General features: G+C 69.4%; 24 protein-coding genes. 11 read left to right on the top strand and 13 right to left on the bottom strand.

The features are described from left to right. Positions 1–200 precede the first annotated feature (200 nt). Positions 201–2609, bottom strand: coding sequence for an HAD-IC family P-type ATPase (locus O1Q96_RS42025; RefSeq protein WP_269253098.1), 2409 nt, complete (start codon positions 2607–2609; stop codon positions 201–203). Positions 2610–2808: 199 nt separating this feature from the next. Continuing rightward, a complete protein-coding gene (locus tag O1Q96_RS42020) occupies positions 2809–3123 on the bottom strand; it encodes a DUF2530 domain-containing protein (protein ID WP_269253097.1) in 315 nt (104 codons plus the stop codon). Between the two features lie 151 nt (positions 3124–3274). Between O1Q96_RS42020 and O1Q96_RS42015 the strand changes: the two genes are divergently transcribed. Beyond that, a complete protein-coding gene (locus O1Q96_RS42015) occupies positions 3275–4726 on the top strand; it encodes an NCS2 family permease (RefSeq protein ID WP_269253096.1) in 1452 nt (483 codons plus the stop codon). A gap of 71 nt (positions 4727–4797) precedes the next feature. On the opposite strand, the gene O1Q96_RS42010 is transcribed toward O1Q96_RS42015, so the two are convergent. Further along, positions 4798–4980: a ribbon-helix-helix protein, CopG family gene (locus tag O1Q96_RS42010; RefSeq protein ID WP_269253095.1), complete on the bottom strand. Its 183-nt coding sequence runs from the start codon at positions 4978–4980 to the stop codon at positions 4798–4800. A 166-nt stretch (positions 4981–5146) separates the two neighbouring features. Here O1Q96_RS42010 and O1Q96_RS42005 point away from each other — a divergent pair, with 166 nt between their 5' ends. The 3 genes from O1Q96_RS42005 to thpR all read left to right on the top strand — a co-directional run bounded on the left by O1Q96_RS42005 (position 5147) and on the right by thpR (position 7616). Beyond that, complete coding sequence (locus tag O1Q96_RS42005; protein WP_217454097.1) at positions 5147–5584, top strand: MarR family winged helix-turn-helix transcriptional regulator; 438 nt, start codon at positions 5147–5149, stop codon at positions 5582–5584. 160 nt (positions 5585–5744) lie between these two features. Beyond that, positions 5745–7013 (top strand): MFS transporter, encoded by a 1269-nt coding sequence (locus O1Q96_RS42000; protein ID WP_269253946.1) that lies wholly within the window; start codon positions 5745–5747, stop codon positions 7011–7013. Positions 7014–7031: 18 nt separating this feature from the next. Next, the gene (gene thpR / locus O1Q96_RS41995) at positions 7032–7616 is read left to right on the top strand and encodes an RNA 2',3'-cyclic phosphodiesterase (RefSeq protein ID WP_269253094.1); all 585 of its coding nucleotides are present in this window, start codon (positions 7032–7034) and stop codon (positions 7614–7616) included. A 286-nt stretch (positions 7617–7902) separates the two neighbouring features. Here the strand turns inward: thpR and O1Q96_RS41990 are convergent, their stop codons facing one another. The 3 genes from O1Q96_RS41990 to O1Q96_RS41980 all read right to left on the bottom strand — a co-directional run bounded on the left by O1Q96_RS41990 (position 7903) and on the right by O1Q96_RS41980 (position 9998). Beyond that, on the bottom strand, positions 7903–8892 hold the full coding sequence (locus tag O1Q96_RS41990) for an aldo/keto reductase (protein WP_269253093.1): 990 nt from the start codon (positions 8890–8892) through the stop codon (positions 7903–7905). A 96-nt stretch (positions 8893–8988) separates the two neighbouring features. After that, positions 8989–9189: a DUF397 domain-containing protein gene (locus tag O1Q96_RS41985; protein ID WP_269253092.1), complete on the bottom strand. Its 201-nt coding sequence runs from the start codon at positions 9187–9189 to the stop codon at positions 8989–8991. Beyond that, positions 9186–9998, bottom strand: a complete 813-nt coding sequence (locus O1Q96_RS41980; protein WP_269253091.1) for a helix-turn-helix domain-containing protein — start codon at positions 9996–9998, stop codon at positions 9186–9188. Before O1Q96_RS41980 ends, O1Q96_RS41985 begins: the two co-directional genes overlap by 4 nt. An 83-nt stretch (positions 9999–10081) precedes the next feature. Here O1Q96_RS41980 and O1Q96_RS41975 point away from each other — a divergent pair, with 83 nt between their 5' ends. After that, positions 10082–10501, top strand: coding sequence for a hypothetical protein (locus O1Q96_RS41975; RefSeq protein WP_269253090.1), 420 nt, complete (start codon positions 10082–10084; stop codon positions 10499–10501). A 105-nt stretch (positions 10502–10606) separates the two neighbouring features. Then, the gene (locus O1Q96_RS41970; protein WP_269253089.1) at positions 10607–11605 is read left to right on the top strand and encodes a hypothetical protein; all 999 of its coding nucleotides are present in this window, start codon (positions 10607–10609) and stop codon (positions 11603–11605) included. A gap of 64 nt (positions 11606–11669) precedes the next feature. On the opposite strand, the gene O1Q96_RS41965 is transcribed toward O1Q96_RS41970, so the two are convergent. The 3 genes from O1Q96_RS41965 to O1Q96_RS41955 all read right to left on the bottom strand — a co-directional run bounded on the left by O1Q96_RS41965 (position 11670) and on the right by O1Q96_RS41955 (position 13570). Then, positions 11670–12149 (bottom strand): MarR family transcriptional regulator, encoded by a 480-nt coding sequence (locus O1Q96_RS41965; RefSeq protein WP_269253088.1) that lies wholly within the window; start codon positions 12147–12149, stop codon positions 11670–11672. A 61-nt stretch (positions 12150–12210) separates the two neighbouring features. Beyond that, complete coding sequence (locus O1Q96_RS41960) at positions 12211–12798, bottom strand: Uma2 family endonuclease (RefSeq protein ID WP_269253087.1); 588 nt, start codon at positions 12796–12798, stop codon at positions 12211–12213. An 88-nt stretch (positions 12799–12886) separates the two neighbouring features. Further along, entirely contained in the window at positions 12887–13570 is a 684-nt protein-coding gene (locus O1Q96_RS41955) for an SGNH/GDSL hydrolase family protein (protein ID WP_269253086.1), read from the bottom strand. An 89-nt stretch (positions 13571–13659) separates the two neighbouring features. Here O1Q96_RS41955 and O1Q96_RS41950 point away from each other — a divergent pair, with 89 nt between their 5' ends. Then, on the top strand, positions 13660–14652 hold the full coding sequence (locus tag O1Q96_RS41950; protein ID WP_269253085.1) for a WD40 repeat domain-containing protein: 993 nt from the start codon (positions 13660–13662) through the stop codon (positions 14650–14652). 114 nt (positions 14653–14766) lie between these two features. Here the strand turns inward: O1Q96_RS41950 and O1Q96_RS41945 are convergent, their stop codons facing one another. Beyond that, entirely contained in the window at positions 14767–15546 is a 780-nt protein-coding gene (locus O1Q96_RS41945; protein WP_269253084.1) for a TetR/AcrR family transcriptional regulator, read from the bottom strand. 90 nt (positions 15547–15636) lie between these two features. Here O1Q96_RS41945 and O1Q96_RS41940 point away from each other — a divergent pair, with 90 nt between their 5' ends. From O1Q96_RS41940 to O1Q96_RS41925, 4 genes are all read left to right on the top strand, one after another. Beyond that, complete coding sequence (locus tag O1Q96_RS41940) at positions 15637–16677, top strand: ATP-binding cassette domain-containing protein (RefSeq protein ID WP_269253083.1); 1041 nt, start codon at positions 15637–15639, stop codon at positions 16675–16677. Next, positions 16674–17498, top strand: a complete 825-nt coding sequence (locus O1Q96_RS41935) for an ABC transporter permease (protein ID WP_269253082.1) — start codon at positions 16674–16676, stop codon at positions 17496–17498. The genes O1Q96_RS41940 and O1Q96_RS41935 overlap by 4 nt, the downstream gene beginning before the upstream one ends. 274 nt (positions 17499–17772) lie before the next feature. Next, a complete protein-coding gene (locus tag O1Q96_RS41930; protein ID WP_269253081.1) occupies positions 17773–19314 on the top strand; it encodes a cellulase family glycosylhydrolase in 1542 nt (513 codons plus the stop codon). A gap of 287 nt (positions 19315–19601) precedes the next feature. After that, on the top strand, positions 19602–19829 hold the full coding sequence (locus tag O1Q96_RS41925; protein WP_269253080.1) for a DUF397 domain-containing protein: 228 nt from the start codon (positions 19602–19604) through the stop codon (positions 19827–19829). Positions 19830–20800: 971 nt separating this feature from the next. On the opposite strand, the gene O1Q96_RS41920 is transcribed toward O1Q96_RS41925, so the two are convergent. The 3 genes from O1Q96_RS41920 to O1Q96_RS41910 all read right to left on the bottom strand — a co-directional run bounded on the left by O1Q96_RS41920 (position 20801) and on the right by O1Q96_RS41910 (position 24515). Beyond that, a complete protein-coding gene (locus O1Q96_RS41920; protein ID WP_269253079.1) occupies positions 20801–21697 on the bottom strand; it encodes a helix-turn-helix domain-containing protein in 897 nt (298 codons plus the stop codon). 359 nt (positions 21698–22056) lie between these two features. Continuing rightward, entirely contained in the window at positions 22057–23175 is a 1119-nt protein-coding gene (gene serC, locus O1Q96_RS41915) for a phosphoserine transaminase (protein WP_269253078.1), read from the bottom strand. 116 nt (positions 23176–23291) lie between these two features. Beyond that, complete coding sequence (locus O1Q96_RS41910) at positions 23292–24515, bottom strand: cytochrome P450 (RefSeq protein ID WP_269253077.1); 1224 nt, start codon at positions 24513–24515, stop codon at positions 23292–23294. Positions 24516–24600 lie beyond the last annotated feature (85 nt).

Genomic DNA, 24600 nt, shown 5'->3' with positions numbered 1-24600 from the left:
TCTTCTCGGACTTCTCCGACTTCTCCGTCGACCGACGGCCCCATGCCCGGGTGGGTGTGGGGCCGTCGGCGTGTGCGGGTCGTGTGTGGCTTGTCGCGCAGTTCCCCGCGCCCCTGAAAACGGGCGCGGGGAACTGCGCGACAAGCCCCCACCGGGCCGCACCTGGCACACGGCCGTCGGCGCCCCTCCCCGGCGAAGCCCTACGCGGGGAACCTCCGGTCGACCAGCCTCCACGCGAGCTCCAGGACGGCCGCCCCGGCCACCGCGATGCCGACGGCGGTCCACGGCATCGTCGTCCCCACCAGCTTCAGCGCGAAGAACTCCTGCAGCCACGGCACCACGAGCACGATCAGGAACCCGAGCCCCATCGCGGCCACCAGACCCACCCGCCACCACGTGTACGGCCGGGCGACGATCGCCAGCACCCACATGGACACCAGGAACAGCGTCAGCGTCGCGGCACTCGTCTCCGCGTCCAACGCCCCCTCACCGGTGTAGTGGTGACGGGCGATCAGATACGTGCTGAAGGTGGCGACGGCCGCGACGACCCCGCCCGGAATCGAGTACCGCATCACCCGCCGTACGAAGTGCGGCCGTGCCCGCTCCTTGTTGGGCGCGAGCGCCAGGAAGAACGCCGGCACGCCGATCGTCAGCGTCGACAGCAGTGTCAGGTGCCGCGGCAGGAACGGGTACTCCACCTGCCAGCACACCACCAGCACGGCCAGCAGCACCGAGTACACCGTCTTCACCAGGAACAGCGTCGCGACGCGCGTGATGTTCCCGATGACCCGGCGCCCCTCCGCGACCACCGAGGGCAGCGTCGCGAAGCTGTTGTTGAGCAGCACGATCTGGGCGACCGCCCGGGTGGCCTCCGACCCCGAGCCCATCGCCACGCCGATGTCGGCGTCCTTCAGGGCGAGCACGTCGTTCACACCGTCGCCGGTCATCGCCACCGTGTGACCGTTCGACTGGAGCGCTCCCACCATGTCGCGCTTCTGCTGCGGGGTGACCCGCCCGAACACCGCGCCCTCGTCCAGGGCCTTGGCCATCTCCTCCTGCCCGGCGGGGAGCCGGCGCGCGTCGACCGTGGCGGAGGCGCCGGGCAGCCCGAGCTTGGCGGCGACGGCGCCGACCGAGACGGCGTTGTCGCCGGAGATCACCTTGGCCCGTACGTCCTGCTCCGCGAAGTACCGCAGCGTGTCCGCCGCGTCGGGACGCAGCCGCTGCTCCAGTACGACGAGCGCGGTCGGCAGCGCGCCCTCCTGCACCTGTGGGTCGTCGAGGTCCCGGTCGGCCCGGGCGAGCAACAGGACCCGCAGCCCCTGCTCGTTGAGGTGCTCGGTCTCGGCCAGCGCGGGATCCTCGGCGGGCAGCAGCACGTCCGGGGCGCCCAGCAGCCACGTACTCGATCCGTCGTCGCCCTCGTCGAAGGACGCCCCGCTGTACTTGCGCGCGGAGGAGAAGGGCAGCGCCCCGACGCAGCGCCAGCCCTCGCTGTCCGGGTAGGCGTCGATGATCGCCTGGAGCGAGGCGTTCGGCCGGGGGTCGGACGCGCCGAAGGCGCCCAGCACCTTCCGCAGGTACGACTCGTCGCCGCCGTCCAGGGGCCGCAGCGCGGTGACGTCCATGCCGCCCTCGGTGAGCGTGCCCGTCTTGTCGAGGCAGACCGTGTCGACGCGGGCGAGGCCCTCGATGGCCGGAAGTTCCTGCACGAGGCACTGTTTCCGGCCGAGTCTGATGACGCCGATCGCGAAGGCCACCGAGGTGAGCAGGACCAGGCCCTCCGGGACCATGGGCACGATGCCGCCGACGGCACGCGCGATCGAGTCCTTGAAGTCGTTGTCCTTGCTGACGAGTTGGGTGATGGCCAGGCCGACGGCGGCCGGGACCAGCATCCACGTCACGTACTTGAGGATGGTGGAGATACCGCTCCGCAGCTCGGAGTGGACGAGAGTGAAGCGGCTCGCCTCCTCGGCGAGCTGCGCCGCGTACGCCTCGCGCCCCACCTTCGTCGCGGTGAACGCACCGCCGCCCGCCACCACGAAGCTGCCCGACATGACCTGGTCGCCGGGCTGCTTGACGACCGGGTCGGCCTCACCGGTCAGCAGTGACTCGTCGATCTCCAGGCCGTCGGTCTCGGCGCACTCGCCGTCCACGACGATCTTGTCGCCCGGACCGATCTCGATCAGGTCCCCGAGCACGATCTCGGAGGTGCCGACCTCGGCGGCGGCCCCGTCCCGCCGGACGGTCGGCCGCGCCTCGCCGATCACCGCGAGCGAGTCCAGGGTCTTCTTCGCGCGCAGCTCCTGGATGATGCCGATCCCGGTGTTCGCGAGGATCACATAGCCGAACAGGCTGTCCTGGAACGGCGCGACGAACATCATGACCAGCCAGAGCACGCCGATGATCGCGTTGAACCGGGTGAAGACGTTCGCCCGGACGATGTCGGCCGTGGAACGACTGCTGCGCACGGGTACGTCGTTGACCTCGCCTCGCGCCACCCGCTCGGCGACCTCGGCCGAGCTGAGGCCCGCCGCCCTCGGCGCGGGGCCGGGTATGGGCCGGGGATGCACAGGGTCGAGTTCGGTGCCCGCGTCGATGTGCGTCATGCATCCGACGGTACGGGGGGATATACGGCTTCACCCGCCGAGTGCGGCAAAGATCCGACCAGGGGAGGACCCGGATGGTGCCGTGGTAGTACGGGGCGCTCCCGGGGCGGCATGCCTCGTCCGCGATGGGCGGTGGCGGGCACGGCCGGTCGCGCGGGTTCCCGGGCCCGGGAGGGCGTGGGCGTCCGGCGTTCCGGATCTACTGCGGGTCGGTCCGGGCCGGGTGCGTGGTCCCCTGCGCCTCTTGCGGGGTGTCCGGGGTGTCCGGGCCGGCGGCGTCCCGCTTGATCGCCGCGTCGCGTCCGCGCACGTACCAGATGCCGATCAGGCCGAGGCCGGATCCGGCCAGGCAGGTCCACAGCCACCACAGGTGTCCGTCGTCGTCGAGGCGGCCGTAGAACGGCAGCTGCGCCAGGAAGAGGACGAACCAGAGGATCGTGCCACCCGTGATGGTGGCGACCACGGGACCCTCCAGGGGTTCCGGTGCCTCATGTGTCGGTGTCCACTTCTCCATGGGGCACAGCTTACGAGGTGATCAGGTCTACGCGCGGAGATAGCGTTCTCCGTGACGTATGTTCATACTGAAACTGTTTACTTCTGGCCACTTACATTCGTATGAAACGCCAAATGGGCATCGGGATGTCCGCTGGTGATGAGGTCTTCACATGCCCACCTCGGCCCCCGCCAAGGCTCCCGCGCCCAAGGAGCCGGACCCCCGGTCCGCCCACGGCGCCCTCGACCGCTACTTCCGGATCTCCGAGCGCGGCAGCACCCTGCCGCGTGAGATCCGGGGCGGGTTCGCCACCTTCTTCGCGATGGCCTACATCATCGTGCTGAACCCGATCATCCTGGGCAGCGCGAAGGACATGTACGGGCACCAGCTCGACAACGGACAGCTGGTCACCGCGACCGCGCTGACCGCCGCCTTCACCACCCTCCTGATGGGTGTCATCGGCAACGTACCGATCGCGCTCGCCGCCGGGCTCGGTGTGAACACGGTCGTCGCGCTGCAGCTGGCGCCCCGGATGTCCTGGCCGGACGCCATGGGGATGGTCGTGCTGGCCGGCTTCGTGGTCATGCTGCTGGTCGCCACGGGTCTGCGGGAGCGCGTGATGAACGCCGTGCCGCTCGGCCTGCGCAAGGGCATCGCGATCGGCATCGGCCTGTTCATCATGCTGATCGGCCTGGTCGACTCGGGCTTCGTCTCCCGCATCCCGGACGCCGCACAGACGACCGTGCCGCTGCAGCTCGGCGGGACCGGGCACCTCGACGGCTGGCCCGTCCTGGTCTTCGTCCTCGGCACGCTCCTGACGCTGGCGCTGATCGTGCGCAAGGTGCCGGGCGCCATCCTCATCTCGATCGTCGCGATGACGGTGGTCGCCGTGGTGATCAACGCGGTCGCCAAGGTGCCCTCCTGGGGCCTGACCACGCCGAAGTGGCCCGGCAACCCGGTCGCCAGCCCCGACTTCGGGCTGGTCGGCGAGGTCAGTCTCTTCGGTGGCTTCGGCAAGGTCGGCGTACTGACCGGCGTGCTGTTCGTCTTCACGGTCCTGCTGTCGTGCTTCTTCGACGCGATGGGCACGATCATGGGCATCGGCGACGAGGCGGAGCTGACCGACAAGAACGGCAACATGCCGGGCATCAACAAGGTGCTCTTCGTCGACGGCATCGCGGTCGCCGCGGGCGGTGCGACCTCCTCGTCCGCGACCACCTGCTTCGTGGAGTCCACGGCGGGCGTCGGCGAGGGCGCCCGCACCGGCTTCGCGAACGTCGTCACCGGCGGTCTCTTCGGTGTCGCGCTCTTCCTCACCCCGGTCGCCACGATGGTCCCGTCCCAGGCCGCCACCCCGGCGCTGCTCGCGGTCGGCTTCCTGATCCTGTCCGGCTCGATCCGGCAGATCGACTGGAGCGACCACACCATCGCGATCCCGGCGTTCGTGACGATGATGATGATGCCGTTCACGTACTCGATCACGAACGGCATCGGCATGGGCTTCATCACGTTCGTCGTGCTGCGGCTGGCGGCCGGGCGCGGGCGTGACGTGCCGGTCGCGATGTACGTGGTCTCGGCGGTCTTCGCCTTCTACTACCTGATGCCGGCGCTGGGCCTGACCTGAGCCCCGGCCCGCCGCGGGCTCACGTGACCCCGCGGACCGTCCGGGTCACGTGGCCCGCGGAACGTCCTGGTTCACGTGACCCCGTAGAACTTTTCCGTCTCCTCGACCGCGGTCCGGAACCGCTCGTCGAAGTCGTCCCGGATGAGCGTCCCGGCGACGTAGTCCTGGACGCTCATTCCCCTTCTGGCCGCATGGTGCCGGAGCCGCTCGAGCAGCTCCCCGTCTATCCGCAGGCTGAGCACGCTGGTCCCCATGGAGTCGAGGGTCGCCGCACCCGGCGGGACATCGGGTCACTTTCTGGAACAGTCTCACTCGTATGAGTGATGTATGGGCGAGAGGAAGCGTCCGTGGCCCGTTTCACGCGCGCCACGCGCGCGTTGCGGTGGTCTTTAGTTAGGGTAATGAGTTACTCTAAAGAACATGCCTGACCTCACCCATGGCGACGACGTAGCCGCCGTGAACTCCCTGCGATCCGCCGTGATGCGCCTGTCACGTCGACTCAAGCACCAGCGGGTCGACGAGTCGCTGAGCCCGACAGAGATGTCGGTCCTCGGCACCCTCGCCCGCTGTGGCACCGCCACACCCGGCGAGCTCGCCCGCAAGGAGCATGTGCAGCCGCCCTCGATGACCCGCATCGTGGCGCTGCTCGAAGCCAAGGGCCTGGTCAAGCTGGAGCCGCACCCCGAGGACCGGCGTCAGAAGGTCGTCACGCAGACCGAGCGGGCCGAGGCCATGCTCGACGAGAGCCGCCGCAAGCGGAACGCGTGGCTGGCCGGACTGGTCGACAGCCTCGACGAGGACGAGTGGGCGAAGCTCCGCGAAGCCGCCCCCGTCCTGGAGAAGCTGGCCCACCTGTAGCCGAACACACGGAAGCCACCGAGCTCACCCACGCGCCCACCGGCCGAGCTCGCCGAAACACGCAAGGAGGCGAACGCCGTTGAGTACGGGATCCGGAGCCCACTCCGCCCCCGCACCAGCCGCCCACAACTCCCCGTCCGCACCCAAGACCCGTTCCACGATGTTCAGCTCGCTGAAGATCAGGAACTACCGCCTGTTCTTCACCGGCCAGGTCGTCTCCAACACCGGCACCTGGATGCAGCGCATCGCCCAGGACTGGCTGGTGCTGAGCCTCACCGGCTCCTCCGCCGCCGTCGGATTCACCACGGCCCTGCAGTTCCTGCCGATGCTGCTCTTCGGCCTCTACGGCGGCGTCCTCGTCGACCGGCTGCCGAAGCGCCCGACCCTGCTGGCCACCCAGTCAGCGATGGGCCTCACCGGCATCGCGCTCGCCTTCCTGACCCTCTCCGGCCACGTCCAGGTCTGGCACGTCTACGTCGCCGCCTTCGCCGTCGGCCTCGCCACGGTCATCGACAACCCGGCCCGGCAGTCGTTCGTCTCGGAGATGGTCGGCCCCGACCAGTTGCAGAACGCGGTCAGCCTCAACTCCGCCAACTTCCAGTCCGCCCGCCTGGTGGGCCCCGCCGTCGCGGGTCTGCTCATCACCGGCGTGGGCACGGGCTGGGCGTTCCTTCTCAACGGACTGTCGTTCGTCGCGCCCATCGCCGGGCTCCTCCTGATGCGCTCCCGCGAGCTGAACCAGGTCCAGCGCACCCCGCGCGGCAAGGGACAGCTCCGCGAGGGACTGCACTACGTCGCGGGCCGCCCCGACCTGATGTGGCCGATCATCCTCGTCGGCTTCATCGGCACCTTCGGCTTCAACTTCCCCGTCTGGCTCTCCGCCTACGCGGACGACGTCTTCCACGCCGGCGCGGGCGCGTACAGCCTCTTCAACACGCTGATGGCCGTCGGTTCGCTCGCGGGCGCGCTGCTCGCCGCCCGGCGCGGTACGGCCCGGCTGCGGGTGCTGATCGCCGCCGCCGTCGCCTTCGGTGTCCTGGAGATCGTGGCCGCACTGGCCCCCTCCTACTGGCTGTTCGCCCTGCTCATGGTCCCGATAGGAATCGCCGGCCTGACGGTCAACGTCACGGCGAACACCGCGGTCCAGATGGGCACCGACCCGGCCATGCGCGGCCGCGTCATGGCCCTGTTCATGATGGTCTTCATGGGCGGTACTCCGCTGGGGGCGCCCGTCGTCGGCTGGATCACCGACGCCTACGGCCCCCGGGTGGGCTTCGCGGCCGGCGGAGTCGTCTCGCTCCTGGCCGCCGTCACCGTCGGCCTGGTCCTGGCCCGAGTGGGCGGACTGCGTCTGTCGGTGGGCTGGCACCACGGCCACCCACAGGTCCGCTTCGTCCCGCGGGAGCGGGAACTGGCAACCGCGGCGTAGGCCGCGACCCCGGCTGCCATGAGACTCTTCGCCGCGGTGCTGCCCCCGAAGGAAGTGACCGACGAACTCGCCTCGGTGGTCGCCGGGTTGCGCAAGCTGCCTGGCGCGGACCGCGGGCTGCGCTGGACGGCCCGACCCGGCTGGCACTTCACGCTCGCGTTCTACGGAGAGGTCGACGAGGAGGCCGTGCCGGAGCTGTCGGTCCGGCTGGAGCGGGCGGCGCGGCGGACCGACCCGTTCCCCCTGTCCCTTCGGGGCGGCGGCCGTTTCGGGGGCCGCGCGCTGTGGGCGGGCGCCGCGGGAGACGTACGGACCCTGCGGCTGCTCGCCGAACGGACGGCGGCGGCCGGGCGCAAGGCGGGCGTGGACCGGGAGGAGCACCGCCGGTACCGGCCGCACCTCACGCTGGCCCGCAGCCGCGAGGAGGCGGACTTCGCTCCGTACGTGTCCGCGCTGGACGGCTTCGAGGGGCGGACCTGGACCGTCGGCGAGCTGTCCCTGATGCGGAGCCGGCTGCCCGCCTCGGGCGTGCCGGGGGAGCAGCCGCGGTACGAGTCGCTGGCCCGGTGGCCCCTGGGCGGGCCCCTCGGCGGGGATGCCTGAAGGAGCCGGTTACGCTCGACGCGTGGACCCGAAGACGCGGAACCGGATCATGGCCGGTGTGCTTGTGCTGATGTTCGTTGTGGTGGCGATGGCGGCGGCCGTCGGTAGATGACCGGCCGCCACCCCGCCGTCGTGCCCTCCGCGGTGCGCGTCCGCGGGCCCGTCGCGGCTGGTCGCGCCCTGCGGCGGAGCCGCACGATGTGACAGTCCCGCGCCCCCGGAGTGGCGTGGTCGCCGGGCCCCGCCACCGAGCGAGAACCGTCGGACACCCGGCGTAGGAACCCCGCTACCAGGCGAAGGCCTCCGGGGAGGGGCCCGGGCCCGGGAAGATCTCGTCCAGGCCGGTCAGGAGCTCCTCGCTCAGTTCGAGTTCGACGGCTCGCAGCGCCGACTCCAGCTGACCGGCGGTGCGCGGACCGACGATCGGACCGGTCACGCCGGGCCGGGTGAGGAGCCAGGCCAGGGCGGCCTCACCGGGCTCGATCCCGTGCTTGTCGAGCAGGTCCTCGTACGACTGGACCTGGGCGCGGATCGAGGTGTTCGCGAGGGAGTCGGCGGCCCGGCCGCTCGCCCTGCGCCCGCCCTCGACCTCCTTCTTGATGACGCCACCGAGCAGCCCGCCGTGCAGCGGCGACCAGGGGATCACCCCGAGCCCGTACTCCCGCGCGGCGGGAATCACCTCCATCTCGGCGCGTCGCTCGGCGAGGTTGTAGAGGCACTGCTCGCTGACGAGGCCGATCGTGCCGCCCCGGCGGGCGGCGATCTCGTTGGCCTGGGCGATCTTGTAGCCGGGGAAGTTGGAGGACCCGGCGTACAGGATCTTTCCCTGCTGGACGAGTACGTCGATGGCCTGCCAGATCTCCTCGAAGGGAGTGCGGCGGTCGACGTGGTGGAACTGGTAGACGTCGATGTAGTCGGTCCCCAGCCGCTTCAGGCTGGCGTCCACCGCCCGCCGGATGTTCAGCGCGGAGAGCTTGTCGTGGTTGGGCCAGGCGTCGCCGTCGGCCATGTTCCCGTACACCTTGGTGGCGAGGACCACCTTGTCGCGCCGCTCACCGCCCTTGGCGAACCAGCTGCCGATGATCTCCTCGGTACGGCCCTTGTTCTCGCCCCAGCCGTACACGTTGGCGGTGTCGAAGTAGTTGATGCCCGCGTCCAGCGCCGCGTCCATGATGGCGTGGCTGTCGGCCTCGTCCGTCTGCGGCCCGAAGTTCATGGTCCCGAGCACGAGTCGGCTGACCTTGAGTCCTGTGCGTCCCAGCTGCGTGTACTTCATGACTCATAGCCAACGGCGTGGAGTGCGCTCTAGGCAACACCACATGGTCGTACGGGTACGCCCCTGCCGGATCTCCGCCGCCTCGGCCAGCTTCGCTCATGCTCCAGCGGTGAGGTTGAGAAAGGCGGACCAGGTGTCCGCTGTGACCTTGAGGGTGGGAGCGGTGGGGGTTTTGGAGTCGCGGATGTGGATGGAGGTGGCGGCGGTGAGGGGGGGGTCGGCGATCGCTATCTCGACGCATTCGCCGCCCTGACCGCTGCTGTAGCTGCTCTTGAACCACTTCAGGTCTGCGCTCATAGTTCACCCGCCACTTCGTCGATCAGCTTCGCCGACTCCTCGGGGTTGAGGGCCTGCGCCCGCAGAATGCCATATCGCGCGAACGTGTTTCCCAGGTCGGGCTGTTCGCTGATGAAGTAGCCGTTGCTCGGTCCCTCGACGTAAGTGATCTGTTTGTGCGCATGCGTCTCCAGCAGGATCATCGGGCCGTCGAGTCCCGCGTGGATCTGCCGGTTGGTGGGCATCACCTGGATTGCGATGTTGCGCCGTTTCCCCACGTCGAGGATGTGGCCCAACTGCTCCTTGAGAGCCTGCTCACCTCCGAGGGGCCGTCTTAGGACGTGTTCCTCCAGCACAAAGCCGATGACCGGGGCGGGTTTGCGGTCCAAGACCCGCTGCCGGTCAAGGCGGGCAGCGAGTCGGGCCTCGATCTCGTCGTCCTCCAAGGGTGGGCAGTGGACGTCGAAGGTCGCCCGTCCATACACCTCGGTCTGGAGAAGGCCGGGGATCAGGTGGTTCGCGTACATGTAGATGGCGGTTGCCTTGGCCTCCAACCCGGCGTAGTCCTCGAACCACGAGGGGAAGCGGCTGGCCCTCAGGTGCTTGCCTGCCGCAAGAAGTGCACCTTGTGCACTCAGCGCCTCGTCCGCGATCTCGACGAGCTTCCCCTTGGGTGGACGCTCGCCCCTCTCCACCATCGCCACTTGGGACTTGGAATACCCGACCTGTCCGCCCAGCCCCTCCTGCGTCATCCCGGCCCGTTCGCGGAAGAACCGCAGCAACGAGCCGAACATCTCCAGGTTGCTCGAACCCTGATCACCGGAGTGCACAACGACCTCCCCAAGTGCACAGAGGTGCACGGACCTTGCGTAACCCTGGTCACAGTATGTGACCGCCCGTAAGCATTTGCTCCATGAACTCGGAAACCGCACCGGCCAAGGTGCACTCCTGGATCCCCGCCTCCGGACACGGCCTCCGCCATGCCGGCATCCACTTCGACGCCGTACGCATCGCGGGCGTACTCGCAGAACAAGTGGCGTACGAGCTGATGCAGTTCACGGACTTTCAGGCGGGACCGATCGTCCGTGAGGCGACCGGGTGCCGGTACATGTACTTCCTGTTGCCCCCGCAAAGCGTGGCGGGCCACCGCTGGCCCGCCGGGGTGCGTGCCCTGGGGCGGGACGCGCAGGGATGGGCGTACGTGGGGGTGCCCGCGTTGGGTGGGCTGACCTGGCCGTTGGAGTGGCGGTCGGAGCCGACGGCCGAAGTGCCGTTCGTGGAGGCGGGGTTGTTGTACGAGGTGGTGAGTCGCTTGATCGGTGCTGTACGGTGACCGCGACATCACACTCCGTGCACGTCTGTGTGCGGAGCGGTCCCCGGAGGTGCTACCAACACCCGCCGAGGACCTTCATCACTAGTGGATGGACGTCCACCAGAAATGCTTCGGCATGCTATCGCGCCGGTTCGGCGCTACACGAAAGCCTCGCACGACGTCGTACGGCACTCGCGGCTCAACAGCGACGCGAAGGTTCTGCTGCTGTACGTACAGGGGCTCCCCGAGTCCGAGGCCGCTGCCCCCAAGCCGCTCAGCGAACACGCGGCCAGGCTGGGCCTGAAGGGCCGGGCGTACCAGAAGGCCAAGCAACTCCTCACCGACTGCCGCTACTTGCACGAGTGGCGGGAGCAGGGTGCGCGGGGCCGCTGGGTCACGGAACAACTCCTCGCCAATGTCACCCTCACGCGTGACGAGGCGTCCCGGGTCCGAGAGGGAGGGGCGGACATGGGTGTGGGCGACGACGTACCGAGTGAGCGGCCACCGACGGTCGGCGGACCGAGGGAGCGGACGGTCGGTGACTCTCCCCAGAGAGAAGACCTGGGAGAGAAGAACCTTCCCCACCCACCACCCCAAGACCCGACTCCGGATGCGGATGAAGCTGCTGTCGGCGAGGAGCCCGAGCCCGGGACCGACTCCGGGACCGACTCCGAACTCGTCCAGGCAGAAGGCGTGTTGCTGTCCCTGCGCCACGCGCACCGGGATCTGCTCCTGGGCGTACGTGAGGCCCGTCTCCTGGCCGACGCGGCGGCGGAGTGGCTGCGACGGGGTGTCTCGGCGCCGGATCTCCGCCGGGCCCTGACGAGCGGCCTTCCCGCGGGCGGTGTCCGTTCGGCGGTCGGGTTCCTGCGGCACCGCCTGATCGAGAAGCTCCCGGCGGCGAGGTGCCAGGTGACTCCCACTCCACCGCCCGAGCGGGCCGTGGCCCCGGCCCGGCGGGGCCTGGTGACCTGCCCAGGGCCGGGTACCGAACACGTCTTCCGCCCCCGGAGCGAGGAGACCCACTGCCTCCGCTGTCGTACGGCCGCCGCGTTCGAGGTGACACTCCAGCCGCTATCTGACGGTTGGCGGACGCGCGTACAGGAGTGTGCCTCCGGTGCGTAGGGCGTCATACGCTGCTGCCGCAGCCCGGAAGGCGGCCTCGGGGCGCAAGGCGAGGCCGTCGCGCCTATTCCGGCAGGTCGCTGTCCCCGCCCAGGTTCGTGATCACCCGGCGCAGGACGTCGAGCGTGGCCACGTACTCCTCCTCGGTGATTCCGGCGTGCATCTGTTCGTGGGCCCGGAGGTTGCGTTCCCTGGCTCGGAGTCGGCCTGCTTCTCCCGCCTCCGTGAGGGTGAGGGTGCCGGAGGCCGTCTCGGTCAGCCAGTCGCGGCTCGCCAGGTCGTCGAAGACGTCACCGAAGTCGATGCCCTGGTCGTCGTAGCGGGTGAGCTTGGCGGTGAGTTCGGTCCGGGTCCAGTGGGCCGGGGCGGCCGCGACGTGGTTGAGGACCCACCAGTGGGGCTGGGTCAGCGACTCGGTCGCCAACTCCGTACGGATGCGGCCGACCACCTCGCGGTAGGCGGCGCCGGTCCAGTAGCCGATGGGCTGAGCGGCGAGGCGGGCCTGCGGGTACGGGGTGGGCTGGGCGGGGCTCTGTGTGGTCATGAACCGACCGTAGGAGCTCAAGTTTGGTTGAGGTCAAGAGGGCCGAGGGCGAGGTGGGGCGTCAGTCCCGGGGGAACTCGTCCGTCCTGAGCTTGAGGCCGAGGGGCGTGTTCGTCATGTCGACGTCCGCGCCGAAGGTGACGGAGAGTTCGCTGATGTACTCCCCGTCCTTGGGCTGGGTGAAGAGGTGGCACTTGCCCTGGTACGGGTCGGCGATGAGGTAGACGGGGACCTCGGCGAGGGCGTACGCGGTCTTCTTGGGGCCGTAGTCGTTGGGGGCGGTGCCCCTGGAGATCACTTCGGCGACGAACTGGACGTCCTGGCAGCGCCAGTACCCGTTGTCCGCCTTGGTGGCATCCTCGGCCACCAACGTGACATCACTCGCAAAGCCGTTGAGCTGACCCGGGTAGTCGACACGGACGTCGGACTTCACGCGCTTCCGCGGGTACTTGGTCCGGAGTTGCTCGAAGAGATCCGCGATGATCTCCCAGTGAGTGTCCCGCTGCGGCGACATGAAGATGGCCCCCTCGACGATCTCAACCTTGTATCCCTCGGGGACGGGCATCCGCTCCAGGTGCTCGAACAGCACGTCGAGCGTGAGCCCCTTGCTCTCGTCGGCCATCTCGATCCTGTCGTCAAGGACGGTCATCGTGGCGTTCCTCCCCGGCCGCTCCTCGGACGAGTGCAGCCGCGCAGTGCAACGATACGCACGGTGACCAGGGCACGTCGTGATCCGGTCAGGTGGTTTCGGCCCGGTACGGCTCGCCCACGCCCCACGCCTGATGCATCGCGTCGGTGAAGGCCGCCGCCAGTTTGTGTTCGCCGGAGGCATTGGGGTGCGTGCCGTCGTACGTGTCCAGGCTGATGTCGTACGACTCCGGGACCGAGGCCAGGAGGAGAGGGGACGCGGGCTCGTCCAGGTCCGCCACCGTCTTCGCGAGGAGCTCGTTGAAACGGGCGACCTCGGCGGCGAAGGGCGCGTCGGTCTCGGCGCGGACGTTCGGGATCACCGGCAGGAGCACCATCGACACGCGGGGATTCGCCGTGCGGGCCCGCGCCACGAACGTGCGGGCGTTCTCCGTCGTCTGTTCCGCGTTCGTGTAGAAGCCCAGGTCGATCAGGCCCAGCGACACGAGGAGCACGTCGGCGCGGGTCGTGCGGACCGCGTCGCCGATCAGCGGGGCCAGGTGCTGCCAGCCCTCGCCCCAGCCGGCGAGGTGGCCGCGGGGGAAGCCGGGGTCGGCGTACTCGTACGAGTCGGCGGCGGCCGTGGCCTTGTCGTAGAGCGTCTCCCGGGGGCCGACGATCTCGAACGGCCTCCCGTACGTCCCGCACAGGTGCTGCCACAGCCGGTAACGCCATGTGTGTTCGCCGGCGCTTCCGATGGTCATGGAGTCGCCGACCGGCATGAACCTGAGCATCCGCTCATGATGGACGATCACCGGTGGGGGCGGGGTGTGAAGCTGGACACGCCCCGCTGAACCGGCCGCGGGGATGGCAGTCTTGGGGCATGCGTCGCTCGCTCGTGCTCCTTGCCGGGGCCCTTCTCGCCGGGGTGCTCGCCGCGCCCGCCGTTGCCGCCGATGACGACGGGGCGGAGGGCGCGGACGGGTTCACTCTCAAGGACCCCCGGATCACCGAGTCCAGCGGGCTCGCCGCCTCCCGGGCCCACCCGGGCGTCTACTGGACCCACAACGACAGCGACGACGGCGCCTTCCTCTACGCCGTCGACAGCAGGACCGGCGAGACCGTCGCGACCGTCACCATGACGGGCGTCGGCCGGCCCCGCGACGTGGAGGCCATCTCCGTCGGGGCGAACGGCCATCTCTACGTCGGCGACATCGGCGACAACCTCGGCGGCAAGTGGGACCACGTGTGGATCTACGAGCTGCCCGAACCGAAGCAGCTGAAGGACCAGACCGTCCGGGCCACGCAGTACGACGTGAAGTACGCGGACGGGGCACGGGACGCGGAGGCGCTGATGGTGCATCCGAAGACCGGCCGGGCCTACATCGTCTCGAAGAACGAGAACGGGGGCGGCCTGTACGAGGGGCCCGCCAAGCTCTCCGCCTCCGGCACCAACATCTTCAAGCGCACCGCCGACATCGACCTCTGGGTCACCGACGGGGCCTTCTCGCCCGACGGCAAGCAGCTCTCCGTACGCGGCTACTTCAACGGCATCGCGTACAAGTGGAACAACGGAAAGCCCAAGCGGCAGGGGGGACTGAGCGTGCCGCTCATGGGGCAGGGCGAGTCGATGACGTACACCCGGGACGGCTCCGCCCTGCTGTACGGGAGCGAGGGCGCCGGGAGTTCCGTGGAGCCGGGGAACTTCCCCGGCGGCGGCGGAGACGGCAAGTCACCGTCGGGCGAGGGCGGTTCGGCCGGCGGAGCCGATGGCGACGACGGGTCGGGCATCGGCCTCAAGACGGGCGCGATCGCTCTGGCGGCCGCGCTCGCCGTCATCTACGGACTCAAGCGGCTGTTCCGCCGTCGCGGGTGAGCGGCTCCGCCGGAGGTTCGGCGCGCCGGCTGCGGGCCCCGTCGTGGCTGGTCGCGCGGTTTCCCGCGGCCCTTCGGGGGCGCTGACCCTGCGGCCCGCCGTACCCCGGTCCGCTCAGTCGCCGTCGCCGCCCGCGCCCCGGCGGTGGGTGACGAGGGTGTCGAGGCCGTCCAGGATGCGCTGGAGGCCGAAGCCGAAGTGGTCGAAGTCCGAGCTGAAGGAGTCCTCGGAGAGTGAGGCCATCACGGGGTAGCGGTCGCTCGTCATGATCTTCTCCAGGACCGGGGCCTGGGCGGCCCAGAACTCCGCGTCCGTCAGGCCGGTCCTGCGCTCCGCCTCCTGGGTGTAGAGCTGGGAACGGGCGGCCCCGATGACGTACGAGTCGATCATGATGACCACCGAGATCAGCTCCGGGTCGCTCAGACCCATGGGCCTGATGCAGGAGATCACCTTCTCCAGGCCGTCGATGGCGCTGGGGCCGAGGACCGGGCGGGACTGGTTGACCTTCAGCAGCCAGGGGTGGCGCCGGTAGAGGGCGAGGCTCTCGCGGCCCAGCGCCTCCAGGGCCGAACGCCAGTCGTCGCCGAAGACGGACATGTCACCCTCGGTGCGCTGGACGCGGTCCAGCATCAGGTCGAGCAGCTCGCCCTTGCCGGGCACGTACCGGTACAGGGACATCGTGCCGGTGCCGAGCTCCGTCGCGACCCGGCGCATCGAGACTGCCTCGAGGCCCTCCGTGTCCGCGACCCCGACCGCCGCTTCCACGATCCGGTCGAGCGTGAGCCCCGGCTTGGGGCCGCGGCTGGGCCGTGGGCCCATGTCCCACAGCAGGTGGAGGGTGCGGACGATGTCGCCGCTGCCGCTGGTGTCCGTGCCACCCGAACTGCTTGTCATGAGCCTCAGAGTAATCCCTTGGACCGAAACTGAGTACGGTGTACTCTCATTAGAGTACGATGTACTCAGTTTCCGGGATGGGGGAGTTCTGTGAGTGGATACGCGGTGCGGGCCGAGGGGCTCGAGAAGAGGTACGGCGAGAAGCGCGCCCTCGACGGTTTCGACCTGACCGTGCGGGAGGGCACGGTGCACGGCCTGCTCGGTCCGAACGGCGCGGGCAAGACCACCGCCGTTCGCATCCTCTCCACCCTGGTCAAGCTGGACGGGGGAAGCGCGTGGGTGGCCGGCCTGGACGTGGCCGCGCGGCCACGGGAGGTACGGGCGCGGATCGGTCTCACCGGTCAGTACGCGGCGGTGGACGAGGTGCTCACCGGCCGGCAGAACCTGGAGATGTTCGGGCGGCTCTTCCACCTGGGCGGGCGCCGCGCGCGGCTGCGGGCGACGGAGCTGCTGGAGCAGTTCGACCTGACCGACGCCGCCGGTAAGGGCGTCGGCAAGTACAGCGGCGGCATGCGGCGGCGCCTCGACCTCGCCGCGTCGATGATCCTCACCCCGAGCGTGCTGTTCCTGGACGAGCCCACGACAGGGCTCGACCCGCGCGGCCGGGGCGAGGTGTGGGACGCCGTACGGGCGTTGGTGACCGGCGGCACCACCGTGCTGCTGACCACGCAGTACCTGGAGGAGGCCGACAAGCTCGCCTCGCACATCACGGTCATCGACCAGGGGCGGGCCATCGCCGACGACACCCCGGACGGGCTGAAGAGCGCGGTGGGTGGCGACCGGATCGAGGTCGTCGTCGCCGAGCGCGCCGACGTCGCGCGGGCGGTGAAGGTCGTCGCCCGGGTCTCGGACGGCGAACCGGATTCGGACGAGACCGAGCTGCGGGTGCACGCGCCCGTGACCGACCGGGTCGCGGCGCTCACCGAGGTGGCGCGGACGCTTCAGGACGAGGGGGTGCGCGTGGAGGACATCGGGCTGCGCAGGCCCAGCCTCGACGACGTGTTCCTGCACCTGACCGGCCACCGCACGGACGTGCCCGGACAGGACGCGCAGGGTCCGGAAAGCGGCAAGGGCGCCAAGGGTACGGGGAGTCACGAGGGCGCCGAGCAGGCCAAGGAGGTCGCGGTATGAGCGGGACGCTTGAGGTGACCGCCCCGAGCGGGCGCGGCCGTACGTACTGGGTGCTGGCCGACTGCTGGAACATCGTCCGGCGCGGACTCACCCACTACCAGCGCCAACCGATCAACATCGCCTGGCAGTTGGGCTTCCCGATCCTGTCCGTGCTGCTGTACGGATACGTCTTCGGCAGCGCCATGCAGGTGCCGGGCGGCGGCGACTACCGGGACTTCCTCATGCCCGGCATGTTCGTGATGACGATGGCCTTCGGGTTCATCAACACGGCGACGCTCGTGGTGTACGACTCCACGAAGGGGGTCATCGACCGGTTCCGCTCCATGCCGATGTCGCCGTCCGCCGTCGTCGCCGGACGCGGGGTCACCGATCTCATCGTCGCCTGCGCGGAGTTGACGATCCTGATGCTCACCGCGCTGGCCATGGGCTGGCGCCCCGACGGCGGCTTCGCCTTCCTGGGGGCGTTCGGGCTGCTGCTGTGGCTGCGGTTCGCGCTGATCTGGCTCGGTGTGTGGCTCGGCCTGCTCGTGCCCAACCCGGAGGCGGCGGGCGGTCTGTTCGCGGTCGCGTTCCCGCTGACGATGATCTCCAGCATCTTCGTCGCGCCGCAGCTGATGCCCGACTGGCTCGGCCACGTGGCGGCCTGGAACCCGATCTCGTCCACGGCGGCGGCCACGCGTGAGCTCTTCGGTACGCCGGTGGGCAGTGGCGACTCGTGGGTCGAGCAGCACGCCCTGCTGATGGCGGGGGTGTGGCCGCTGGTCCTCACGCTGATCTTCGTGCCGCTGGCGGTCCGCAGGTTCCAGAAGCTCAGCAGGTGAGCAGTCGCGGCAGGCGAAGGGCTCGACGGGGGAGCGATCGCAGCGGCTGAGCAGGCTCGGCGGATGGTCCCGTCGGGATCGGGATCGGGTCGGATTCGAGGTCGGTTTCGGGGCTGGCTTCAGGGTCGTGCGGTGTCCGGGGCGTGTTCGTGTGTCCCGGATGTCGCACGACTTCTTGACGTGTTCACGCTGGCTTACTTCCATGGGGGTGCGTGGTGCGGTGGGAGCGCTCCCACCCGTTCCGGGTCCGCGCCTCCCGAGAGGAAGCAGCGACATGTTCCGCAGCTTGCGAAGAGCGCTGGGTGCTGCCGCCGCGGCGCTCCTGTTACCGCTTGCCGGTGTCCAGGCCGCACAGGCGGAGACGGCGGGCACGGCAGTCACCGCTGAGGCCGCCGTCCCCGGAGCCGGGTACTGGCACACCAACGGCCGTCAGATCCTGGATGCCGCGGGTCAGTCCGTACGGATCGCCGGCATCAACTGGTTCGGGTTCGAGACCGCCAACCACGCCGTCCACGGACTCTGGGCGCGCGACTACAAGAGCATGATCGACCAGATGAAGTCGCTCGGGTACAACACCATCCGGCTGCCGTACAGCGACGACATCCTCAAAAGCGGCTCCGTGCCCAACAGCATCGACTTCTCCGGCGGCAAGAACGCCGACCTCCAGGGCCTCTCACCCCTCCAGATCATGGACAGGATCGTGTCGTACGCCGGTCAGGACGGCCTGAAGGTCGTACTGGACCGGCACCGGCCGGACGCGGGCGGCCAGTCCGCGCTCTGGTACACGTCCGCGGTTCCCGAGTCGACGTGGATCACCAACCTCAAGGCGCTCGCCACCCGTTACAAGGGTGATCCGACGGTGATCGGCATCGACCTGCACAACGAACCGCACGATCCGGCCTGTTGGGGCTGCGGCGACACGGCGAGGGACTGGCGTCTCGCAGCCCAGCGCGCCGGGAACGCGGTCCTGTCCGTCAACCCGGAACTGCTGGTCTTCGTCGAGGGTGTGCAGACGTTCGACGGAGTGTCCGGCTGGTGGGGCGGCAACCTGATGGGGGTCGCGCGGTACCCGGTGCAACTGGACGTGCCCAACCGGGTGGTGTACTCGGCCCACGACTACGCCACGAGCGTGGCCCAGCAGAGCTGGTTCAGCGATCCGTCGTTCCCCGACAACATGCCCGGCATCTGGGACAAGTACTGGGGCTACATCTTCAAGCAGAACATCGCGCCGGTGTGGGTGGGCGAGTTCGGCACGACGCTCCAGTCGACCGTCGACCAGAAGTGGCTCGCGGCGCTGGTGAAGTACCTCCGCCCCACGAGTACGAACGGCGCCGACAGCTTCTCCTGGACCTTCTGGTCCTGGAACCCCAACTCCGGTGACACGGGCGGGATCCTGAAGGACGACTGGCAGACCGTGGACACGGTGAAGGACGGGTACCTCGCGAGCGTCAAGGCGCCCGGATTCCCGCCCGGGGGAAGCGACCCCGGCGATCCCGGGGACCCCGGTGGGGGCACGGCCGCCTGCACCGCCGCTTACACCGTCGGCAGCGACTGGGGCGGTGGGTTCAACGCCGAGGTGAAGGTGACCAACTCCGGTACGACCGCGCTCAAGTCCTGGAAGGTGACGTGGACCTGGCCCGGCGCACAGAAGGTCACGAACATGTGGAACGCGTCGTACACACAGAGCGGGGCGACCGTGACGGCCGTGAACGCCGGTCACAACGGGGCCGTCGCGGCGGGCGGTTCGGCGACGTTCGGGTTCGGGGGAGCGCCGGGGGGTGGGGGTGTGCCTTCGGTGAGCTGCACGGCTACGTGAGCTGAAGCGCACGTCCGGACGGGCTGCTGCCGACTGGCCGTGCGCACCGGCCTGCCCCCTGGGCCGGTTTCAGCCTAGGCTCCGCGAGTTTGGAGACCCTAACCTGAAGAGTGACGGAACAAGAGCGAGATTGCGTGATCGACGGCTCGGTTATGACGTGCTCTGCCCGCTCCAGCTGTCCTCCTGCGGAGACTCCCATTGATGCAATAGCGTGCGGGAGGCGGTGATAGCAGGAGATACTGGACTATCTCAAACATGCTTGCTCGACGTGTGCAGTCAACTGCCTGATGGCGGAGGAGTCGAGGGTGGCCGATGGGGACCTTCCCGAGCTCATCTGGCGCAAAAGCAGCGTCTCTGATCCGGGTGACTGTGTCGAGGTCGCCTTAGGGAGGGGGAGGGTCCGAGTCCGCGACTCCAAGCGGCCGGCCGGACCCAACTTGGCTTTCTGCGAAGCGAGTTGGAGTGGCTTCCTGTGCGATCTCCTCGGGAGGCGTCCGGACCGGACGACGGGATAAGCGATTTTCGGCCTTCGGGGTAGGGGGCCAGCGGGGCGGAAGGTGCATGTGGTTCGATTGGGGCTCTCGGCGACGCAGCATCCCGAACACCACCAGAGGCGCAAAGGAAGACTGGCTGGGGACATGATGGGGGATTCCACCGGACCATCGCATGTGACGCGGAATGGTGAAACGGACGGACCGAGGCCCTTATTGCCGCTGGCTGTCGTAGCGGTGGTTCTCTGTGTTCTGGCTGGCGGTACAGCGACCACGGCAGGGGTGCTTCTGTCGTTCACCGTTACAGCTGAGGCTCGGCCCTGGGTCTGGGCGGCTGTCGGCACGCTCACCGCCGGGGGCGCGGGGCTGCTCCTTGAACGTGGGACTACGGCTGCGGCTCGCCACTTCCCGAACCTGGTGGGCCGGGCTCCGGATGGCCGGTACCGGTCACCGGATCGGTAGGGGCGGGATCGGCAGGAGTCGGCGCGGCGGGCGGCGGGCCGGGGGGTGGTTCCTGGCGCAGTGCTCGTAGGCGCCGCCATGCGACAAAGCCGCTGAGTCCGCCCAAGCCGAGGATGCTCCCTGTCAGGTGGAGCGTGGAGGGGGCCGCGGCCGGGTCGATGGCCCTGGTGATGGCGGAAAGAACCACGGCCATCAGGTACGCGACAGCGGATCCCACTGATATGAGGCACACCAACCAGAGGCTCGCCCGCCGAAAGTTGATCTGGGCCGAGTCCTCGTACAGGACGTCACGTATCAGGTCGCGCCACGTCGGGGGGCGGCCCACCAGCGGTGGCGGACCGCGGAGAGCGGTAGGAGGAATATCGACATCATCCGTCTCCGTGTCGTCGCCATGTTGCTGAGCCGGTCCCTGCTCGGGCACGGCGAGAAGCTCGCTGAGCCGTATCCGTTGGTCCCGTATCCATGTGAAGAACCCCGTCACGGGCCTCTCCCGGTCTCTGCCCGACTGTTGCCAGTGGGGATGTCGCTTCCTACTAGGACGGACTGTCCGGCAGGCCTGCCGAGGGCTCGGCGAGGCCGTTCGGGTATTGCGTGATGATCTCGTCGACGAAGGCGGTCATCCGGTCCCCGTGGAGGGCGCGGGCGCGGGAGTTCTGGAAATCAGTCAGGTAGTCGTCGACGGCCGACTGATCGTTGCGGGTGGTCAACCCTCCGCTCGCCGTCTCCGTGAACAGCACGTCGTCGTCATCCGTGAAGGTCAGTGCGATCGATCCACTGCGCAGCACCGCGTGGGCGCCGACGCTGAACGGCACGACATCCAAGGTGACATGCGGGTGTTCCGCCGCGGACTTCAGATGCTGCAGCTGGGCGCGCATCACGGCTGGTCCGCCGATCCAGCGGCGCAGCGCGGCCTCGTCCACCAGGAAGTTCAGATCCGGCTTCTCGTCCCCGCGCAGCAGTCGGTCCTGGCGCTCGCCGCGCAGGCCGACGATGGCGTCCAGGCGCTCGGGCGAGTTGCGCTTCTCCAGCAGGGCGCGGGTGTAGTCCTCTGTCTGCAGCAGCCCCGGAATGAAAGTCGGGTGATAGGCGTACAGCGCGTCCGCGGTGCCTTCGAGTCCTAGATAGATCGCGAACTGCGGATCCACGATGTCCCGATAAGGGCTCCACCACGGGGGCCTGCGGCTGCCCCGGGTGGACTCCTCCAAGTCCTCACGGATCTTGGCGTCGTCGATGCCGTAGAGATCCAACAGGGCGCGCAGGTCGGTCACCGAGACTCCGACCGAGCCGCCTTCGATACGGATGACCTTCGACGGAGACCAGGACAGGGCTTCAGCGACATAGGGCTGGTTGAGGCCGGCCTTCTTCCGGAACGTGCGCAGGGCCAGGCGGACCTTGCGTCGTTCCAGTGCCGGGTCCTTGGGGGTGGCCATGGCCCTGTGCTCCTACCTCTCCGGGTCCTGCTCAGCTGGCGCGGCGCCGCGTCGACGAATGGGTGATGCGGAACCTGCCAGGTAGCAGATCGACCGTAGTAGATTGTCGGTGGCGATTGGGTACACGCATTCGTAACCTCGCCGACAGCTGTATGGCGCCAGCCTACCTTCGAGTGACGGCAAACGCGTAATGGCTCTTCCGGGGCCCGGTGATGACGGTGCGTCACGGTGTACGCAACCGGGGTCGTCGTTCGGCCGACTGACGGGGCGGAACCTTCCGGGGCACGGAAAAAGCCTGGTCCACCAGCCGGAACGGCTGGTGGACCAGGCCTTGAGGAGAAGTCGGCGGGCTGCGCCGACTACAGCTTCTCGATCACGTAGTCGATGCACTTGGTGAGTGCCTCGACGTCCGCCGGGTCGACCGCCGGGAACATCGCGACCCGCAGCTGGTTGCGGCCGAGCTTGCGGTAGGGCTCGGTGTCGACGATGCCGTTGGCGCGCAGGACCTTGGCGACCGCGGCCGCGTCGACGTCGTCCGTGAAGTCGATCGTGCCGATGACCTGCGAGCGCTTGGCCGGGTCGGTGACGAACGGGTTCGCGTACTTGACGTCCTCGGCCCAGCCGTAGAGCGTGCGCGAGGAGGCCGCCGTGCGGCGGACCGACCAGTCCAGGCCGCCCTGGCCGTTGATCCACTCCAGCTGGTCGTTCAGGAGGAACAGCGTGGCGAGGGCCGGGGTGTTGTACGTCTGGTTCTTGCGGGAGTTGTCGATCGCCGTCGGGAGCGAGAAGAACTCCGGGACGTGCCGCCCGCTCGCGTGGACGCGCTCGGCGCGCTCGATCGCGGCCGGGGAGAAGATCCCGATCCACAGGCCGCCGTCCGCGGCGAAGGACTTCTGCGGGGCGAAGTAGTAGACGTCCGTCTCCGCGATGTCGACCGGGAGGCCGCCCGCGCCGCTCGTCGCGTCCACGAGGACGAGGGAGCCGTCGTCGGCGCCCGCGACCCGCTTGACCGGGGCCGCCACACCGGTGGAGGTCTCGTTGTGGGTGAGGGCGTAGACGTCCACACCCGACTGGGCGACCGACTCCGGGTGGGTGCCCGGCTCGGAGGTGATGACGTCCGGGTCGGCCAGCCACGGCGCCAGCTTGGCCGCCTTCGCGAACTTCGACGAGAACTCGCCGAACGTGAGGTGCTGCGACTTGTTCTCGATCAGTCCGTGGGTCGCCACGTCCCAGAACGCGGTGGAGCCGCCATTGCCGAGGACGACCTCGTAGCCCTCCGGGAGCCGGAAGAGGTCGCTCACACCCTGGCGGACCCTGCCCACGAGGTTCTTGACCGGGGCCTGACGGTGGGACGTGCCCATCAGGGACGTGCCGGTGGCGGCGAGCGCGGTGAGCGACTCCGTACGCACCTTGGAGGGGCCCGCGCCGAAACGTCCGTCGGCGGGCTTGAGGTCTGCGGGGATCTGGATATCAGCCACGACGGGAGCGTATCCGTTTCCGGAAACCTGGGTGAAACGTCGTCCGTCGGATGAGACGCGTCGCGGGTGGCAACCGGTCCATGCGGGTGGCCCCCGGCCCGGGCGGCGCGGGACGGTCATCCGCGTGGCGCCGTCGGCGTGAAGCGGACCGGCAGGTTCGTCAGGCTGCCCAGCCACGGGGACGGGCGGCGCGTCAGGGCGGCGGCGGGCACCGCGAGATCGACGTCGGGCAGCCGGTCCAGCACCACCTCGACGGCCGTACGCGCGACGACCTCGGCGATCTCCTGCGCCGGGAACGGACACCGGTGCTCCCCGTGGCCGAAGGAGAAGTGCGCGCTGTTGCCACCGGTCAGGGCGGTCCCGTGAGTACGGACCTGCGGGTCGTGGTTGGCGGCCTGGAGGCCGAGCAGCAGCAGGTCACCGGCGCGGACGGGGCGGCCGCCGAGCCGGGTGTCGCGGGACGCCCACCGGCCGGCCACGTTCTGTGTCGGGGTGTCCTCCCACAGAACCTCGTTCATGGCCTCGGCGACACTGCGCCGGCCGCCGAACAGCGAGGCCGCGAAACGGTCGTCCGTCAGCATCAGCCGCAGCGAGTTGCCGATCCAGCCGGCGGTCGGCTGGTGGCCCGCGGCCATCATGACGATCAGGTCCTGGGTGACCTCCTCGTGGGAGAGGGCCGGACCCCGTGACGTACGTCCCGAGGCGAGCAGACGGCTGACCACGTCGTCTGCGGGCCGCGCCGCCCGGTCCGCCACCAGGTGTGCCATGGCGGCGGCCACGTGCCGCTGCCCGGCGACGGCCTCCTCACCCCCGTCGACCATGTCGTTCAGGGCGGCGACGAGGCCCGGCCCCTGCTCGTCGGCGAAGCCGTAGAGGGTGGCGAGGACGCGTACGGGGAGCAGGGCCGCGTAGTGGCCGACGAGATCCGCCTCCCCCTCGGCGCACACCGCGTCGATCAGCTCGTCGGCGAACCGCTCGGCGTGGGTGCGCAGTTCGTGGGAGCCGACCGCTTCGAGCGCGTCGCCGATCAGCGCCACGCGCTCGCGGTGGCGCTCGCCGACGGTGTGCAGGACGGAGGAGTGCCCGCCGCCGATCATCGGCAGCATCGGCCAGCCGTCGGGAACACGGGCCCACTGGTTCCAGAGCCCGGAGTCGCGGCTGAACAGCACGGGGTCACCGGTGACCTGGCGCAGCTCGCGGTAGCCGAGCACGAGCCACGCCGGGATGTCCGCGTCGAGCAGCACCGGAGCCACGGCGCCGTACTCGCGGCGCAACTCCCGGTACAGCGCGTCGGGTTCCGTCCGGAAGCGGGGCCCGCCGAGGGACACGGGGACGCTCACCGGGACAACTCCCCTGCGGGTGGGCCGGCTTGTACCGAGGCGGGACGGGCGGTGAGGCACCGGGCGGTGCCGGAACCGCCGGCGT

The sequence above is a fragment of the Streptomyces aurantiacus genome (genome assembly GCF_027107535.1).
Lineage (GTDB): Bacteria > Actinomycetota > Actinomycetes > Streptomycetales > Streptomycetaceae > Streptomyces.
The sequence above is the reverse complement of the archived record's forward strand: the minus strand, read 5'-3'. Positions and strand labels throughout refer to the sequence as shown.